The sequence below is a fragment of the Pseudoflavitalea rhizosphaerae genome (assembly GCF_003991355.1).
Lineage (GTDB): Bacteria > Bacteroidota > Bacteroidia > Chitinophagales > Chitinophagaceae > Pseudobacter > Pseudobacter rhizosphaerae.
On sequence record NZ_RCSU01000023.1, the window covers coordinates 54780 to 71622 of the forward strand.

The following is a 16843-nucleotide window of genomic DNA, read 5'->3' on the forward strand; positions in this document are numbered from 1 at the left end:
GCCGGAGGCGAACAAATATAAGTCACTCGCCGGAGGCGAGCGACTGGCAGCACACTGCTAAAAAACTGGTCTAATTAGGATTTGCGCTGTACCTTCACGCAAATTTCTTGCTATGTATAATGGTCTTCTTCATTTACACAATCTCGCCCGCTGGGTGATCCTCGTGTTGATCGTCATTGCCATTCTCAGACATTTATCTGGTATGAACAGTAAAAGACCAGTGAATGCGGGTGACAAAAAGATCGATCTCTTCCTGATGATCACCGCGCACATTACTCTGCTGGTTGGTTTGTATCAGTGGTTCGCCGGACCATGGGGTCTGAAGCTGATCCAGAACGTGGGTATGGGAGAAGTGATGAAAAACGGCGCCTACCGCCAGTTCGCTGTTGAACATATCACCGGTATGATCATTGCGATCGTGCTGATCACTGTAGGTCGTGGTGCTGTAAAAAGAGCCACCAGCGCAGCCGCACATAAGAAAGCATTCTGGTGCTTCCTCATTGCGTTGCTCATTATGCTGGCCACTATTCCCTGGTCCAGGCCGATGTTCCCCGGTATGCATTAATAATGCATCCCCCTAAATGAATTAGGTCGTCCTGGAAAGGACGACCGTTTTTTTAAAACACAAAGTAAGGGCATCTTACACCCTTGCATCCATATCATTTATCTGTACGCTGGAAGATCTTGCTCACAATTTTCCAGGTACCATCTATCTTCAGCAGGTTCATGTAATCAGTAAAGATCAGTTCCTTCTGTTCGATCCTGATCTTAGCTTGTGCGGCTGTTCCTTCGATGTTCAGTGAAACGATCTCCGATCTTCTTTCAGGCTTTGTGGTGATAGCTCTTACGCGGGCAAGGAATGCAGCCACCGTTTCATCTTTATATGCTCCCGTTTTGTTATCGATATGTTTCACCGTTCCGGAAGGATGGAAGGCTTTTTCCATTTGCGCTGCGTCGAAGCTCAGGTAGAGCGCCAGGCAGGCCCGTACAGAAGCCTCTTCGTCATTCCTTTGTGCATGCGCCTGGCCAGCAAGGGCAGTGGCCAGTGTTGCAGTGAACAGGATAGATCCCAGTTTTTTCATTTGTCTTGTTTTTTAAGGTGATTTTGCAGGTGTAAGGTTTGTGAAGCAATATTAGATGTCTGACGCAGGGTGTTAAAACGGCTTCGCTGCCTTCCCGTTTTTTTTCGACCGAAATCCTTTTGTGCAATGGATCGAAAAAAACAGGGAATGGGTCGAAGGAAAATCACTGTTTGTGGATCAGACCGTTAATTTGTGTAATTTGTTAAGCCCTAAAACGATTTGTAGTGTTTACCCGGAAACTGATATGGCTGCAATGCATAACGTGGATCTTCTTTTTCCTTTTTCTATTGCTGTATAGTGTGCAGAAATGGGAAACGGTTTACCTGGCCGTAACGTCCTGTGCTATCGGAGTGGGCTCTTACATAATTTGTGTGTACACCAATGCACTCTGGCTGATGCCGAAATTCTGGCGCAGGAAGAGGAAAACCGAATTCTTTATCTATTCCATTCTCTTTCTTCTGCCGTTGATCTTCCTTCGAATGACCTTTGAATACTGGCTGCTTTTTCCTTATCATCCTCAGCTTGGTTTCTATAAATTCAGCCTCGCTCAATTCCTGTTCAGCACCATCACCATCAGTCTGGCATTCTTCCTGGGCGCCATACTGAATATCCTGGATGATTATTTTCATCTTCAACGCAAACAGGAGTCCATGCAGCTGCAGCAGGCCGCTGCAGAGCTCAACCTGCTGAAAGCGCAGGTGCAGCCACATTTTCTTTTCAATACACTCAACAATATCTATTATCTCGCGTATACAAAAAGTGATCTTGCTGCAACGGTGATCGCAAGGCTCTCCGGTATCATGCGCTATTTTGTGGACGAGGCGCCGAAAGAGAAAGTGCCGCTTTCAATAGAGATCAACTTCCTGAAGAATTATATCGAACTTGAACAGATCAGGATGCTGCGTGCTGCTACGCTCAGTTTTGATCATGAAGGAGTGGATGAAATGGTCCGCATCCCACCGATGCTGCTGATCCCGCTTGTGGAGAATATTTATAAACACGGAGTAGATAAATCCGTTCCTGAAAATGAGATCTGTGTCAAACTGAAAATGGAAAACGGGAAACTGCATTTCAATACAAGAAATACTGTGCATCCCGTTGAAAAGTCCGGCGGAAGCGGGGTTGGACTGGATAATTTACGCAAGCGGTTGCAGCTATTGTTCGGAAATGATTTTACTTTGACAACGGAACAAGACGGTAACCATTATAAAGTATCGCTTATTTTTCCTGTATGAAGATCCAATGCATGGTGATAGATGATGAGCCTTATGCAGTGAACCTGCTGGAGGAATACATCCTGCAGGTTCCTTACCTGGAATTGCAGCACAAATGCTATCATGCCCTGGAAGCATTGGAAATTCTCAAAGGCAGCAGACCCGATCTAATCTTTCTCGACATCAATATGCCGCATCTCTCCGGCATGCAGTTGGCCAGCCTGTTGCCGCCCAAACAACTTTTCATTTTCACTACCGCCTATTCTGAATTTGCAGCAGAGAGTTACGAGAAAAATGCACTCGACTACCTGGTGAAGCCCATCACATTTGACCGGTTTCTGAAAGCCGTGATGAAAGCCAGTAGCCAGTTATCTCTGAGTACGGAGCAGCCACAACCTACTACCATTGCGCCTCAGAAATTATTCCTCAAAACAGGGCGTGCAATCGTACAGCTCGAATACCAGGATGTTTATATCATCGAAGGACTGAAAGATTATGTTGTGTTTCATACAAGCAGTGGGAAACATGTCGTGTACAAACGCATGAAGGAGCTGGAAGAAACATTGCCTGCGAATTTTTCACGCATTCATCTTTCGTGGATCATTAACCGCGATCATATCAAAAAGATAGAAGACAATCATATCTTCATCAACCAGGAAAGGGTCCCGGTGGGGGAGAAGTACCGTGAACAGTTTTTAAGCAGGATCAGCAAAGACCTGCTTTGAGGTTTATCTTTACTTCCTACGTTTACCTGATAAGGACCATTTGACCTTTTTCCTGTACCACTCCACCATTGAAGTCTATGGCGCGGATCATCCACACATAAGTACCGGCATCCTGCAATTTGCCGGCTACCCGGCCATCCCAGCCAGGATTGGGTGAAGGATTGCTATAGACCAGCTGGCCCCATCGATTGTACACCCTGAAGAATTCCACGTGCTTAATTCCGGCCGCCACAAAACGGAATACATCGTTCCTGCCATCACCGTTAGGTGTAAACGCATTTGGAACAAATACCGATGGGCGGGTACTGAACACTTTCACGGTAACAAAGGCAGAGTCCACACAATTCCCGATATCATATATTTTCACTTTGTAGCGGATGCCCGGTGAGGGCGTGGTATAAAATGCAATGGGATCGTGCATATTACCGTCTGACAATCCAATGGGAGGTGTCCAGGCATATTTGACGCCGCCGCTGGCCTTCAGCTGCAATGGCTGGCCGACCACAACATTGGTATCGTTGCCTGCATATGGAATGATCTTAGGTAATACGGTGAGTAATACTGTATCAAAGGATGGTTTCGGACATCCCTTATCGTCCCAGGCAGTGAGGATGAAAGGCGTGGTGGCGGACGGCCTGGCTATTGGGCTCAGTGAGCCCGGATTGATGAGTGAACCGGCCGGCGACCAGGAAAACCTGCTTCCATCCGTTGATCCGTTCAGTTGTCCCATGGCCTGGTAACAAACGGTGATGTCTGCTCCGGCCGATACAAGCGGATAGGGAACGGATACTACATCCACTATTCCCTGTGCAGAACAGCTGCCGATTCGCGCGGTCACCTGGTAGCGCTCATTGCCCGGTGCAGTTACGCGCGGGCCGGGCGAGCCGGGGTCCAGCACATTCGGTCCCGGCGACCAGGAGTATTGCAGTCCATCTGAAAGCAGCCGGAGGCGGATGGTGTCTCCGAGGCAAATGGTGGTATCGGGCATCATGCTCAAACTAACGTGGTCCACTACTCGAACCATCACAGAGTCGCGGTTCACACAGCCATTCTCATTCAGGTCTACATAATATTTTGTGGTGGTAACAGGGTTCACTACCGGGTTGCTGGTGCCGGGATCGTTGATGCGCTGGTTGGGAGACCAGGTGAAATTGCCATTGCCGCTGGCAAGAAGCTGCACAATGTCAGGCGTACAGATGAGCGTATCGCGGAAAGCCAGTGCAATGGGCGGTTTGTTGATGATCGTGATACTTTGAAAAGCAGTGTCTACACAACCATTACTGTTGAAAACGAGCAGGCGCACGAGTTTGTCGCCGGTGAAAAGATAAGTATGCTGCGGATCACGGAGCTGTGAAGATGCGCCGCTGCTCTGGGTTTCCCCGAAGTCCCAGTCCCAGGAGGTGATTGCGCCGAACCTGGTAGTGGATTGATTGGTAAACAGGGTGGGTTTGTTCACGCAGAAGCCGCTGGCGCTGAAATCCGGCACCATACCTGGATACACATAGGCAGGTACCGTGATGGAATCAGCACATTGATCGCCGCGGTTCACCACCAGTTTTACACTGTATGTTCCTTCGGCGGCGAAAGTATAACTGGGGCTTTTTGTTGTTGACTGGAAGAGGATATTATCGTTATCGTCTTTTATCTCCCAATAAAAGGTTTGGATCAAAGGGCTCTGCGAGCGGTTCTCCAGCTGAATGGTGAATGTATTCCGGCAAAGCATGATGGCAGACGGGAGGGAGGCTGCTGCAATTGTGCAGGCGGTGATCTTGATCTGCAGGTCTTTTCTTTGCCTGGCTATCACTTTGCCATTACGGATCTCTTCCACGCAAACCGTTACAACATACACGCCGCTGGGGGGTGCAATGCCGGTGATCATTCCCGTATTGATATCGATCTGTACACTGTTGCCCAATGGTGTGCCTGCATCGAAACCATTACCGTAGGGAACAGAGTTATATGGTGGCGGTTGGGGATATACGTTACTCCCTCCGCTCCCCGGCCCGCCGCCGGTAGTGGTCATATATGCGTTGCAGAAAGAATAGCGGAGTTGATCACCGTCGGGATCGGTGGCCGCGAAGCTGTACTTCATATCATTCCCGGCACAAACCACTACCAGGTCGTTCCCGGTGAACTGTGCGCTGTTATTGGCCGGGCCGTCAGCTACCTGGGCAGTGCCGGGTATTTCAGCCGTATAAGTGGCGCCAACATTGCCATAGCCGGGGCTGAGGTTGGTGAGCGTATAGATCCTGAAATTGATCTGGGCGGTGATCACATATCCTTCCGCGTTGCCTTCCAGTTCTTTTGGGAATTCGTATGTGCCTACCCGGTAGCAAACATCGGGAGGGTCGGTGATGCAGGGGTTGTTGTTGGGGAGTTCAATCTGGGTGTCGCTGCTGAGGTAGGCGGTAATATCTGCCACCCTTTGGCCGTTTGCCCGGTTGAAGATGGAAATGGTTGCAGGACTGTTGAACTGACGCGGGCTCCGGCAATCCATAAAGAGCTTTACCGTGATATGATAAAGGAATTTGTTGTTGCCAAGTGAGGTATAGGTATAATAAACTTGTCCGCCGGTAATATGGTCGGCGCGTACATAAAGGAAAGCCGTAAGCAGCAAAATGAGTGCGAGAATGTGCTTGCAGCGCCCTTTACCAGCAACGTTCAGTTGTAATGTCCCGGTGAGCGTACAGTTGGTTTGATAGTTGAATAGACGACAGTCCTGGCGAATGTCTTTCTATAATTTACGACTATTTATCCAAAAGGTTGGCTCAACATCAAATGATAATAATCAACGTTTGCCCAGTTCGATGATATTGCAATCCTTCATGTTCTCTCCGTCGATGGCGAAGGTGATCAGGGTCCGCACTTTGTGCCATCCCTCTTTGCCGGCAGCGCCCGGGTTCATGTGCAGGCATTCCAGTTTTTCGTCATATATTATTTTGAGGATATGGGAATGGCCTGCGATGAAGAGCTTGGGTGTTTTTGCCCAGAGTTCTTTGATGGTGGCGGGATTATAACGGGGTGGATAACCGCCGATATGTTTCATGTAAACGGATACGCCTTCACACTGGAAGCGGAGTTTTTCGGGGAAGATCTTCCGGATATATTCCCCATCGATATTTCCATACACGCCCCTGATGGGTTTGAAGGAGCCAAGTTTTTCGGCGATCTCCGGGTTGCCGAAATCGCCGGCATGCCAGATCTCGTCCACCTTATCAAAATGGCGGAAAACAGCGTCATCCAGGTAGTTATGCGTATCTGAGATCAATCCGATTCTGGTCATAACAGGGAAAGAATGTGAGCCGCAAAAGTCGGAATAAATTGGGCAGAATCAATACACCGGGATCAAAAGGTTGTATCTTTATGGGACGATTGAACCGCTATGCCATTATTCCGCAATTTCACTTACTGGATCGACAAACGCCGCTGGAAATATTATTTCCTGATGGTGTCCCTGGAAATGGACAGTTCCCGCTAACGCTTACCGACTGCTATTGACCCGTATCCCGGGCTTTCATTGATTCATCATCATTACATTATTCGTTTTTTATGCCATTCTATCATAAACTCGGAAATATTCCGCACAAACGCCATACCCAGTTCCGCAAACCAGATGGCGGATTGTATTCAGAACAACTTTTTTCCACTGAGGGATTCAGCAATGATTATTCACTGCTCTATCATGTGCATCCTCCAACACAGATCATCTCCACGGATGAACCGGTGAATGTGATGCCCGCTGTGGCCGAGGAAAAAATGCTGAAACACCGCAGCTTCGAAGGCTTCAAAGTTGCTCCCGTTGCGGATTATCTCAAGAGCCGCAAACCGGTATTGGTGAACAGCGATCTTCATATTTCACTGGCTGCTCCTACAGCCGGATCACAGGATTATTTTTTCAAAAATGCCGATGCCGATGAAATGATCTTCGTACACGAAGGCTCCGGCATGCTGCGCACCATGTATGGAGAATTGCCTTTCGAATATGGTGATTACCTGGTGATCCCGCGAGGCACTATCTACCAGGTCCATTTCAAAGACGATCATAACAGGCTCTTCATCGTGGAATCTTTCAGCCCTATCCGTTTCCCGAAAAGATACCTGAGCAAATACGGGCAATTGCTGGAGCATTCTCCATTCTGTGAGCGTGATATCCGCGCACCACAGAACCTGCCCACGTTTGATGAGAAAGGAGATTTTCTCATCAAGACCAAAAAGAAGGGTGTGCTCTATGGCCTGCATTATGCCACACATCCTTTTGATGTAGTGGGATGGGACGGATATTGCTATCCTTTTGCTTTCAGTATCCACGATTTTGAGCCCATCACCGGCCGTGTACACCAGCCGCCACCAGTGCACCAGACATTCGAGGCGCATAATTTTGTGGTCTGCTCTTTCTGTCCGCGCCTCTTCGATTATCATCCACAGGCTGTTCCCGCTCCGTACAATCACAGCAATATCGATAGTGATGAAGTATTGTATTATGTAGACGGGGACTTCATGAGCCGCAAAAATGTGACCCGCGGTATGATCACGCTTCACCCTGCAGGCATTCCGCACGGACCGCATCCCGGTGCTGTGGAGAAAAGCATCGGAGCAAAAGAAACGAAGGAACTGGCCGTAATGGTTGATACTTTCCATCCTTTGCAACTGACCATGGAAGCGCTTGATATCGAGAATGAAGGCTATACCATGAGCTGGGCAGAGTAATTATCTTCCCAATATATTTTCTTAACCGCTGCACCTGCAGCGGTTTTTGTGTTGTAAGGGATACTGCTCACGGCATTCAATAGTTGTTGGTTTTAGGAATATTCGGTATTTTTCGGGTATAGTCCTTTCATTCTATAGCTCCTGATATTCTGGCTCATCTTTTTTCAGCATTAAAATCTATGCAGGTATGAAAAAGATAGTCTTCGTTGCTTTTTGTGTTTTCATCAGCATTATTGTGAGTGGGCAAACCACTATTCTCATCAACAACGTGCAGATCTTCGATGGTGTGAGCGAGAAGCTTGTTACCGGGAATGTGTTGGTCCAGGGAGATACCATTTCCCGGATCTCATCTGCTCCTATTCCGGTGAACAGGAGTGCGGCTACAAAGATCATCGATGGGAAGGGAAAATTCCTGATGCCTGGTTTGATAGATGCACACTGGCATACCATGATGTGCGCAATGCCTGAAATGGTTTTACTCACGGCCGATATCGGGTACATCAACCTGGTGGCAGCACATGAGGCCGGCAAAACATTATTGCGCGGCTTTACGTCTGTACGCGATCTGGCCGGCCCAAGCTTCGGGCTCAAACGCGCCATCGATCAGGGGCTAACGCCAGGTCCCCGGATCTATCCCAGTGGAGCAATGATTTCCCAATCCGGCGGACATGGAGATTTCAGGATGCCATACGAAGTGCCATCAGCCCCCGGTGCTCCATTGAGTCATGGTGATGAAATGGGCGCCGGCGCCATTGCCGATGGAGTTGATGCAGTGTTGAAACGTTCACGCGAGCAGTTGATGATGGGCGCTACCCAACTGAAACTGGCTGCAGGTGGCGGCGTGTCTTCTAACTATGATCCCATCGATGTAAGTCAGTACACAGAGGAGGAGTTCCATGCAGCGGTGGAAGCGGCAGAGAACTGGGGCACCTATGTTACCGTACATGCCTATACGCCACGCGCTATACAGGCGGCTTTGCGCGCGGGAGTTAAATGCATAGATCACGCACAACTGATAGACGATGCCACTGCAAAAATGATGGCGGAAAAGGATGCCTGGCTTTGCATACAGGCTTTCCTGGCTAATGAATACTCTAATCCGCAGGCCACTGCTGATGGCAGGGAAAAACAAAAAATGGTGGCTTCAGGAACCGCCAAAGCATTCCAATTGGCAAAAAAATACAAGATCAAAACCGCCTGGGGAACTGATATGCTCTTTGATCCGGCATCCACAAAGAACCAGGGAGCTATTCTAACCACACTTACTCCATGGTACTCGAATTTCGAGATTCTGAAAATGGCAACCAGTGTGAACGGGGAATTGCTGGCGTTCTGTGGCCCGCGAAACCCTTATCCGAAACCACTTGGTGTGATCAAAGAAGGCGCTTATGCAGATATATTGCTGGTAGACGGCAATCCGATTCAGGACCTCAAACTGGTTGCGGACCCGGACAAGAATTTTTTATTGATCATGAAGAATGGAATAGTGTACAAGAATTTGTTAGGTAATTAATCAATGGGGAATGGTAGTTCCCCGGTCAATCAGGTATGAAAAAAATCATTTCCAAAGCGGGATATTATGAATTGATGATTCCCGATGAATGGACATTTGAACAGGAGAGGAATGTAATTTCCATCTTCCGGGAGAATGATGCAGCAGAAGTATTACAGATTTCCAGTTTTGCAGTTTCCAAAGATTATAAAATGGACCTGCGGCAGGAACTGGCCGATTACATGGCAGAAAAGATCACAAAACAAAATGAAGATATAGAAAAAGATATCATCGTGAATGGCTCTGTTGCTTTTATCCGCCTGATAGAAGCTGAAGCATATCGTGAATACCGGATGATGTTCGAAAAAAATGTACTGTTGCTGATCACCTGGAATGGCAATTACCAGGAGGCGGCAGCAGTTCAGCACCAGTTGAGCGCCATCACAAACTCCATCCTCATCTCAGGTATCCGCTAGACCGGTCCAAAAAAAATTTAGCACTGATCGATTATTGATTTTCAAAGAAATGCCTTTGTCCGAAGGCAGTTTTCTTTTCCTGTTTTCCATTTTTTCTGAAAATTCTGTTGGATAGTATCAAAATTCCGTTATACCTTTGGTTTAACTATTTGGTTAAACTATATGGTTGACAAAAAAGATAAAGACCAGAATACCGAGCAGCGCATCCTGGAAGCCGCCAAGGCCGTTTTCCTGGAACGCGGTCTGGACGGGGCCCGGATGCAGGATATCGCAGATAAGGCCGGCATCAACAAAGCGCTCTTGCATTATTATTTCAGGAGTAAAGACCGGCTCTTCGATGTGATCTTCCGCGAAGCGGCTGCCCGCTTCCTGCCTAAGCTCGGAGAGCTCTTCGCTTCTGAAATGCCTTTGTTTGAGAAAATCGAAAAATTTGTCCATTTCTACATAGACATGCTCCAGCAGAACCCTCATCTCCCATTATTTGTCCTGAATGAAATGCAGAAAGTGGATGGAGACGAATTCATGAAATTCATCTGGGAGGGGAAACAACCCGCCCTGAAAGTAATGGCCAGACAGGTGGAAGAAGAAATAAAAAAGGGCACTATCAAACCCGTCAAGCCTTTTCATCTTCTCCTGAATATCGTATCCATGAGCATCTTCCCCTTTGTTGCCAGACCCATCGTAAAACTGGTATGGGAAATGGATGATCCGCAATTCCAGGCCCTGATGGAAGAACGCAAAAAGGTAATAGTACAATTCATACTTGATTCAATCCGAAAATAAAACAGCATGAACGCTCTTATCAAATGGTTCAAACGAGCAGTCCGCTGGCAGTTGATGGCCGGCATTCTATTCGCAGTCCCGGCCGCAGCCCAGGATGGCCTAACGCTCACGCTTGAACGCGCTTATCAACTGGCAGAACAGCATTATCCGCTGATCAGGCAGCGTGACCTGGTGAAACGCACTGCCGGGCTCACCATCGAAAATATCGGCAAGGGATACCTGCCGCAATTCAGCGTGAATGGACAGGCAACCTACCAGTCAGCTGTAACCGCTGTTCCGGTGAGCATTCCCGGCATCAATATCGAAGCGCCAGCCAAAGACCAGTACAAGCTTACTGCAGAACTCAGCCAGATATTGTACGATGGCGGCAATATGGCCAGCCAGAAAAAAGTACAGCAGGTGAATGCGCTGGTGGAAGATCAGAAAGTGACTGTAGACATGTACAAGGTAAAAGAACGCATCAATACGCTCTATCTCGGCGCCCTGTTACTGGACGAACAACTGAAACAAACCAGCTTACTGCAAAAAGATATTCAGCTCGGTATCGATAAGATCTCGGCACAGGTGCGGAACGGCGCTGCCCTCCGAAGCAACCAGCAGGTGCTGGAAGCGGAATTGCTGAAGAATGAACAACGGAAAATAGAACTGGCTGCCAACAGGAAAGGATTGCTGGATGTGCTTTCTCTTTTCCTCGGACAAGACCTTCCGGAAAGTACCGTGCTGGAACAACCTGCCACCAATGAGGCGTCACTAACGGAAACAGTTAAACGACCGGAGCTGACACTCTTCTCGTACCAGGACAGTCTGTTCAAAGTACAGGAAAAAATGGTGAGTGTGAAGAACCGTCCACGCGCCAGCGCTTTCATCCAGGGCGGATATGGCCGGCCGGGACTGAATATGCTGAAGAATGAGTTCGATTTCTTTTATATCGGTGGTCTCCGGTTGAACTGGAATCTCGGCGGACTGTACACATCTAAAAAAGAAAAACAGATACTCAATATGAACCAGCAAATGGTGGGCGTACAAAAAGACCTGTTCCTGCTCAATACCAATACACAGCTCAAACAGCAGGAAGCAGAGTTGAAGAAATTACAGCAACTGATCGGCACAGACCAGGCCATCATCAATCTCAGGGAAAAAGTGAAAATCGCTTCCAATGCACAGCTGGAAAACGGCGTGATCACGGCCAGTGATTTCCTTCGGGAAGTGAATGCGGAAGACCAGGCTCGCCTGCTGCTCATTTCCCACAAGCTGCAATTGCTGCAGGCTCAGATCAATTACAGGACCATTTCAGGCAATCAATAAAATAATCACAAACATGAAACAATATCTTTTACCCGTCTGGATACTGGTTGCCGGCCTCTTTGCTGCCTGCAATGGGAAAGATTCCATATCCGACGCTACCGGCACTTTTGAAGTAGATGAAGTGATCGTATCATCTGAGCTTACCGGAAAGATCCTTTCCTTCAATGTACAGGAAGGCGATTCCATTTCCAAAGACAAAGTAGTAGGTGTGGTTGATGCCGAAAATATCAACCTGCAGAAAGAACAGGTGCAGGCCAGCATCGAAGCGCTCAGTCAGAGGACAGCAGACCTGGCGCCGCAGGTGAAATTACTCGAAGACCAGCTGAAAGTACAGGAGTCGCAATTGAATAACCTGCTGCATGAAAAAGCAAGACTGGAAAATCTCATCAAAGCAGATGCGGCCACTGCCAAACAGATGGATGATATGAATGCGCAGATCGATGTGGTGAAAAAACAAATGCAGGTAACACGTCAGCAGGTCCAGGTGCAGCGCAGTAATATCGGTACACAGAACCGTGGGATCCTCAGTGAAGGAAAACCGTTGGCCAAAAGAGTGGAGCAACTGGACGATCAATTGAAACGCGCCAATATCACCAATCCGGTGCAGGGCACAGTGATAGAAAAATACGCCGAAGCAGGGGAGATGACCGCTACCGGCAAAGCCCTGTACAAAATTGCCGATCTCTCCGTAATGACGCTCCGTGCCTACGTAACAGGGACGCAGCTGCCGCAGATCAAACTCGGGCAATCCGTGAAAGTGCTGATCGATGACGGCGATAAAAAATATCGTGAACTAACGGGTACCATCACCTGGATATCTGATAAAGCCGAATTCACGCCCAAGACCATCCAGACAAAAGAAGAGCGCGCCAATCTCGTGTATGCAATCAAAGTGAAAGTGAAGAATGATGGCTATTTGAAGATCGGGATGTACGGTGAGATCAAATTCTAAAAACTAATGTATGCCAGCGATACAGGTAGATAATATTGTAAAGCGGTACGGCTCAAAAAAGGATACTGTAACAGCGTTACACGGCATATCCTTCTCGGTGGAAAATGGTGAGCTGTTCGGCATCATCGGGCCCGATGGAGCCGGTAAGACCTCGCTTTTTCGCATACTCACAACCCTCCTGATACCCGATGACGGCAAGGCAACCGTGAATCAACTGGATGTTGTGAAAGACTACAAGGCCATCCGGCAACAGGTGGGCTATATGCCCGGCAGGTTCTCGCTGTACCAGGACCTCACAGTGGCCGAGAACCTGGAATTCTTCGCTACTATTTTCAACACCAGTATAGAGGAACACTATGACCTGGTGAAAGATATCTATGTGCAGATCGAACCGTTCAAGGAACGCCGTGCCGGTAAATTATCCGGAGGGATGAAACAAAAACTGGCCCTTTGCTGCGCACTGATCCATGAACCTTCCGTGTTGTTCCTGGATGAGCCTACAACCGGTGTTGATGCTGTTTCACGCAAGGAGTTCTGGGAAATGTTGAAAGGACTTAAATCGAGAGGGATCACTATCCTGGTATCCACGCCTTATATGGATGAAGCCAGTCTCTGCGATCGTGTAGCGCTTATACAGAACGGTACCATCATGAGCATCGATTCTCCGCAGGGTATTATCGGTTCGTTCCAAAAACCTTTATATGCAGCCCGCACCAGCAGGATGCTGGAAATGCAGCGCGATCTGCTGCAGTTACCGGAAGTGGAGGATTGTTATCTCTGCGGGGAATATTCACATGTGGTCACCAAACCCGGCGTAACAACGCAGCAATTGAGCGGTTACCTGCAGGAGCATGGACATCAGCAGGTGGATGTGAAAGCTGCGCAGCCCAATATTGAAGACTGTTTCATGGACCTCATGAAAAATTAATCGAATTGTATGTCTACAGACAATATCATAACCGCCAGCAACCTCTCCAAAATATTCGGTGTTTTCCGGGCCGTGGACGGTATCTCATTCGAAGTGCATTCCGGTGAGATCTTCGGCTTTCTGGGAGCAAATGGCGCCGGTAAAACTACTGCCATGCGCATGTTGTGCGGACTGAGTATGCCTTCATCAGGAAGCGCTACCGTGGCTGGTTTCGACGTTTACAAGGAACCGGAAAAGATCAAGCGAAGCATCGGGTATATGAGTCAGAAATTCTCTTTGTATGAAGATCTTACCATTAAAGAGAATATCAGATTCTATGCCGGTATCTATGGTAAGAGCAATGCTTTTATCAGGGAAAAGACAGCGAGGTTACTGAAGCAATTGCACCTGGAGCAGGAAGGAGACAAACTCGTTCGCTCGTTACCGTTAGGATGGAAACAGAAACTGGCTTTTTCCGTGGCCATCTTTCATGAGCCACGTATCGTATTCCTGGATGAGCCCACAGGAGGTGTGGACCCCGTTACCCGCCGTGAATTCTGGAATATGATCTACGCCGCTGCCGGAGAGGGCATCACTGTATTTGTGACCACTCACTACATGGATGAAGCAGAATATTGCAACCGCGTAAGCATCATGGTGGATGGAAAGATCGAAGCACTGGATACGCCGGCAGGACTGAAGCGATCGCTGCAGGCAGCTTCCATGGATGAAGTGTTCCTGAAACTGGCCAGGAAGGCCGTCAGGAGTGGCGACTGAACCAAAAAAATTGCAGCATGAAACAATTTCTTTCTTTCGTAAAAAAAGAGCTTTATCATATCCTGCGCGACAAGCGTACGCTCTTCATATTACTGGGTTTGCCTGTGACGCAGATCCTGATCTTCGGATTCGCGCTCACCAATGAGGTGAAGAATGCGAAGATCGCCGTGCTGGACCACTCGAAGGATGCCAGTTCTATTTCGCTCACCACGCAGATTGAAGCCAGCAGGTATTTCGATATCGTCAGGGACCTCCATTCCCAGGGGGAGATCGATAAAGCATTCAGGGAAGGTGTGATCAAAATGGTAGTGGTGCTGCCGCAAAATTTCGGGCAGGACCTGCAGCATTTCAATAAAGCCCAGGTGCAGGTGATTGCCGATGCTTCTGATCCGAATGTGGCCACTACTCTGACGAACTATGCCACGGCTATCATTATGGAGTACCAGAACAGGATAACGCAGGAACGCAAGCTTCCTTACACCATCAATACAGAGCTCAGGATGTTGTACAATCCACAGTTGAAGGGCGCTTATACTTTTGTGCCTGGTGTGATGGCGCTGGTGCTGATGCTGGTATGTACTATGATGACCGCCATTACGATCGTACGGGAAAAGGAGAGCGGAACGATGGAAATAATGCTGGTGTCTCCCATGCGGCCGATCATGATCATTGCGGCGAAAGCTGTGCCTTATTTGCTTTTGTCGATGGTGAATATTGCCAGTATCCTCTTGCTGAGCATCTTCGTGCTGGATGTGCCGTTGCGCGGAAGCCTTGCCCTGCTTGTATTTGGCAGTGTACTGTTTACGCTCACCTGTTTGTCGCTCGGCCTGCTGATCTCTTCAGCTACCAATTCACAACAAACCGCCATGTTCATTTCCCTGGTGGGATTGTTCCTGCCTACGATGATGCTGAGTGGTTTCATGTTCCCTATCGAAAATATGCCGTTGCCTTTGCAGATTGTATCCAATGCAGTGCCGGCGAAATGGTTCTACAAGATCGTGAGCTCGGTGATGATCAAAGGGCTTGGCATCAAAGCGATCTGGAAAGAAACGCTGATCCTTACCGGTATGATGTTCCTGTTGCTGACGCTTGCCATTAAGAAATTCAAGATCAGGCTGGCATAAAACCAAAATATAACGCATATGCGTACACTAATATTCTTATTACAGAAAGAGTTTCGCCAGATCTTCCGTGACCCGGAGATCATACGGATCATCCTGATCGTGCCGATCATTCAATTATTGATACTGCCATGGGCTGCAGATTATGAAGTGAAGCGTATCGAGTTGGCGGTAGTGGATAATGACCGCTCAGACTATTCGCGTCAACTGGTGTCCAAGATCACCAGTTCGGGTTATTTTAAACTGGTGGATTTCGGCAGCAGTCATGCTAACGCCATGGAGCTGATGGAGCAGGACAAAGTGGATATCATTCTCGAGGTCCCCGGCCGTTTTGCGAAAGACCTCGTGAAAGAAGATGAAGCATCGCTGATGCTGAACGTGAATGCAGTGAATGGCGTAAAGGCCAACCTGGGAGCAGCTTACCTGCGCAGCATTATCCAGGATTTCAACCGTGAAGTGCGGTTGCGGTGGATACAGTTCCCGCGTTTCAGCCCGGAGTTGCAGATTGAAGTTCCTTCCTCCAACTGGTTCAACCCGCATCTCAATTATAAATTCTTTATGGTGCCGGGTATTTTGGTGATACTGGTGACGATGGTGGGCGCTTTTTTATCGGCTTTGAATATTGTAAAAGAAAAAGAGATCGGAACAATTGAACAGATCAATGTAACTCCGATCCACAAGTATCATTTCATGCTTGGTAAACTGATCCCGTTCTGGATCCTCGGGTTGTTTGTACTGGGGATCGGACTGACGCTTGCGTACTTTATTTATGGTATCGTGCCGGTTGGAAGTTTTCTTACCATTTTTGTATTTGCCGCTTTGTACCTGCTGGCCGTACTGGGACTGGGATTGCTGGTGAGCACCTATACCACCACGCAGCAGCAGGCTATGTTGCTGGCATTTTTTATGATGATGATCTTTATTTTGCTGGGAGGTTTGTTCACTTCTACGGACAGTATGCCGGCCTGGGCGCAATTCATTGTGAAGATCAATCCGGTTGCCTATTTCATCGAAGTGATGCGGATGGTAATATTAAAAGGCAGCAGTCTGTACGATATCCGGTATCATATGCTGGTGATGCTGGCTTTCGCTATTGGTCTGAACAGCTGGGCAGTGTTGAGTTACAGGAAGCGTGCGTAACGGAGAGCTGCGGGGCTGACTAAAAAGGTCAGAGAGCTGCCAGTCGCTCGCCTCTGGCGAGTGACCCGTATTTGTTCGCCTCCGGCGAACACCGCGTCGCCGGAGGCGACAATAAAAGTCACTCGCCAGAGGCCTACGGTGTACCCACATCTTTTTGTTTAG

General features: G+C 48.3%; 16 protein-coding genes. 13 read left to right on the forward strand and 3 right to left on the reverse strand.

What is annotated here, in order from left to right; all coding sequences use genetic code 11:
- The first annotated feature begins 112 nt into the window (after nt 1–112).
- The gene (locus D9Y29_RS26595; protein ID WP_164735558.1) at nt 113–565 is read left to right on the forward strand and encodes a hypothetical protein; all 453 of its coding nucleotides are present in this window, start codon (nt 113–115) and stop codon (nt 563–565) included.
- Nucleotides 566–659: 94 nt separating this feature from the next.
- On the opposite strand, the gene D9Y29_RS25920 is transcribed toward D9Y29_RS26595, so the two are convergent.
- Nucleotides 660–1082, reverse strand: coding sequence for a nuclear transport factor 2 family protein (locus D9Y29_RS25920; protein WP_127133161.1), 423 nt, complete (start codon nt 1080–1082; stop codon nt 660–662).
- Nucleotides 1083–1306: 224 nt separating this feature from the next.
- Here D9Y29_RS25920 and D9Y29_RS25925 point away from each other — a divergent pair, with 224 nt between their 5' ends.
- Together D9Y29_RS25925 and D9Y29_RS25930 are read left to right on the forward strand one after the other, a co-directional pair.
- Nucleotides 1307–2317, forward strand: a complete 1011-nt coding sequence (locus D9Y29_RS25925; protein WP_127133162.1) for a sensor histidine kinase — start codon at nt 1307–1309, stop codon at nt 2315–2317.
- Entirely contained in the window at nt 2314–3021 is a 708-nt protein-coding gene (locus D9Y29_RS25930; RefSeq protein ID WP_127133163.1) for a LytR/AlgR family response regulator transcription factor, read from the forward strand. Before D9Y29_RS25925 ends, D9Y29_RS25930 begins: the two co-directional genes overlap by 4 nt.
- 22 nt (nt 3022–3043) lie before the next feature.
- Here the strand turns inward: D9Y29_RS25930 and D9Y29_RS25935 are convergent, their stop codons facing one another.
- Together D9Y29_RS25935 and D9Y29_RS25940 are read right to left on the reverse strand one after the other, a co-directional pair.
- Nucleotides 3044–5638, reverse strand: a complete 2595-nt coding sequence (locus D9Y29_RS25935; RefSeq protein ID WP_127133164.1) for a PKD domain-containing protein — start codon at nt 5636–5638, stop codon at nt 3044–3046.
- A 171-nt stretch (nt 5639–5809) separates the two neighbouring features.
- Nucleotides 5810–6304: a metallophosphoesterase family protein gene (locus tag D9Y29_RS25940; RefSeq protein WP_127133165.1), complete on the reverse strand. Its 495-nt coding sequence runs from the start codon at nt 6302–6304 to the stop codon at nt 5810–5812.
- Nucleotides 6305–6570: 266 nt separating this feature from the next.
- Here D9Y29_RS25940 and D9Y29_RS25945 point away from each other — a divergent pair, with 266 nt between their 5' ends.
- The 10 genes from D9Y29_RS25945 (at nt 6571) to D9Y29_RS25990 (ending at nt 16681) form a co-directional block, all read left to right on the forward strand.
- The gene (locus tag D9Y29_RS25945; RefSeq protein WP_127133166.1) at nt 6571–7728 is read left to right on the forward strand and encodes a homogentisate 1,2-dioxygenase; all 1158 of its coding nucleotides are present in this window, start codon (nt 6571–6573) and stop codon (nt 7726–7728) included.
- 187 nt (nt 7729–7915) lie between these two features.
- Nucleotides 7916–9241 carry a metal-dependent hydrolase family protein gene (locus D9Y29_RS25950; RefSeq protein ID WP_127133167.1) on the forward strand — a complete coding sequence of 442 codons (1326 nt, stop codon included), beginning with the start codon at nt 7916–7918 and terminating at the stop codon, nt 9239–9241.
- A 35-nt stretch (nt 9242–9276) separates the two neighbouring features.
- On the forward strand, nt 9277–9696 hold the full coding sequence (locus D9Y29_RS25955) for a hypothetical protein (protein ID WP_127133168.1): 420 nt from the start codon (nt 9277–9279) through the stop codon (nt 9694–9696).
- 162 nt (nt 9697–9858) lie between these two features.
- On the forward strand, nt 9859–10479 hold the full coding sequence (locus D9Y29_RS25960; protein WP_127133169.1) for a TetR/AcrR family transcriptional regulator: 621 nt from the start codon (nt 9859–9861) through the stop codon (nt 10477–10479).
- Nucleotides 10480–10485: 6 nt separating this feature from the next.
- Entirely contained in the window at nt 10486–11784 is a 1299-nt protein-coding gene (locus D9Y29_RS25965) for a TolC family protein (protein WP_127133170.1), read from the forward strand.
- 13 nt (nt 11785–11797) lie between these two features.
- A complete protein-coding gene (locus tag D9Y29_RS25970) occupies nt 11798–12736 on the forward strand; it encodes an HlyD family secretion protein (RefSeq protein WP_127133171.1) in 939 nt (312 codons plus the stop codon).
- A 10-nt stretch (nt 12737–12746) separates the two neighbouring features.
- Complete coding sequence (locus tag D9Y29_RS25975) at nt 12747–13664, forward strand: ABC transporter ATP-binding protein (RefSeq protein WP_127133172.1); 918 nt, start codon at nt 12747–12749, stop codon at nt 13662–13664.
- Nucleotides 13665–13673: 9 nt separating this feature from the next.
- Nucleotides 13674–14420, forward strand: a complete 747-nt coding sequence (locus D9Y29_RS25980; protein ID WP_127133173.1) for an ABC transporter ATP-binding protein — start codon at nt 13674–13676, stop codon at nt 14418–14420.
- Nucleotides 14421–14437: 17 nt separating this feature from the next.
- Nucleotides 14438–15544, forward strand: a complete 1107-nt coding sequence (locus tag D9Y29_RS25985) for an ABC transporter permease (protein WP_127133174.1) — start codon at nt 14438–14440, stop codon at nt 15542–15544.
- Nucleotides 15545–15562: 18 nt separating this feature from the next.
- The gene (locus D9Y29_RS25990; RefSeq protein ID WP_127133175.1) at nt 15563–16681 is read left to right on the forward strand and encodes an ABC transporter permease; all 1119 of its coding nucleotides are present in this window, start codon (nt 15563–15565) and stop codon (nt 16679–16681) included.
- Nucleotides 16682–16843 lie beyond the last annotated feature (162 nt).

What these genes read in the sequence shown, in the direction of transcription:
- D9Y29_RS25965 (WP_127133170.1), top strand. Translation starts at nt 10,486, where the DNA reads ATGAACGCTCTTATCAAATGGTTCAAACGAGCAGTCCGCTGGCAGTTG.
- D9Y29_RS25985 (WP_127133174.1), top strand. Translation starts at nt 14,438, where the DNA reads ATGAAACAATTTCTTTCTTTCGTAAAAAAAGAGCTTTATCATATCCTG.
- D9Y29_RS25930 (WP_127133163.1), top strand. Translation starts at nt 2,314, where the DNA reads ATGAAGATCCAATGCATGGTGATAGATGATGAGCCTTATGCAGTGAAC.
- D9Y29_RS25990 (WP_127133175.1), top strand. Translation starts at nt 15,563, where the DNA reads ATGCGTACACTAATATTCTTATTACAGAAAGAGTTTCGCCAGATCTTC.
- D9Y29_RS25975 (WP_127133172.1), top strand. Translation starts at nt 12,747, where the DNA reads ATGCCAGCGATACAGGTAGATAATATTGTAAAGCGGTACGGCTCAAAA.
- D9Y29_RS25945 (WP_127133166.1), top strand. Translation starts at nt 6,571, where the DNA reads ATGCCATTCTATCATAAACTCGGAAATATTCCGCACAAACGCCATACC.
- D9Y29_RS26595 (WP_164735558.1), top strand. Translation starts at nt 113, where the DNA reads ATGTATAATGGTCTTCTTCATTTACACAATCTCGCCCGCTGGGTGATC.
- D9Y29_RS25955 (WP_127133168.1), top strand. Translation starts at nt 9,277, where the DNA reads ATGAAAAAAATCATTTCCAAAGCGGGATATTATGAATTGATGATTCCC.
- D9Y29_RS25980 (WP_127133173.1), top strand. Translation starts at nt 13,674, where the DNA reads ATGTCTACAGACAATATCATAACCGCCAGCAACCTCTCCAAAATATTC.
- D9Y29_RS25970 (WP_127133171.1), top strand. Translation starts at nt 11,798, where the DNA reads ATGAAACAATATCTTTTACCCGTCTGGATACTGGTTGCCGGCCTCTTT.
- D9Y29_RS25940 (WP_127133165.1), bottom strand. Translation starts at nt 6,304, where the DNA reads ATGACCAGAATCGGATTGATCTCAGATACGCATAACTACCTGGATGAC.
- D9Y29_RS25960 (WP_127133169.1), top strand. Translation starts at nt 9,859, where the DNA reads ATGGTTGACAAAAAAGATAAAGACCAGAATACCGAGCAGCGCATCCTG.
- D9Y29_RS25920 (WP_127133161.1), bottom strand. Translation starts at nt 1,082, where the DNA reads ATGAAAAAACTGGGATCTATCCTGTTCACTGCAACACTGGCCACTGCC.
- D9Y29_RS25950 (WP_127133167.1), top strand. Translation starts at nt 7,916, where the DNA reads ATGAAAAAGATAGTCTTCGTTGCTTTTTGTGTTTTCATCAGCATTATT.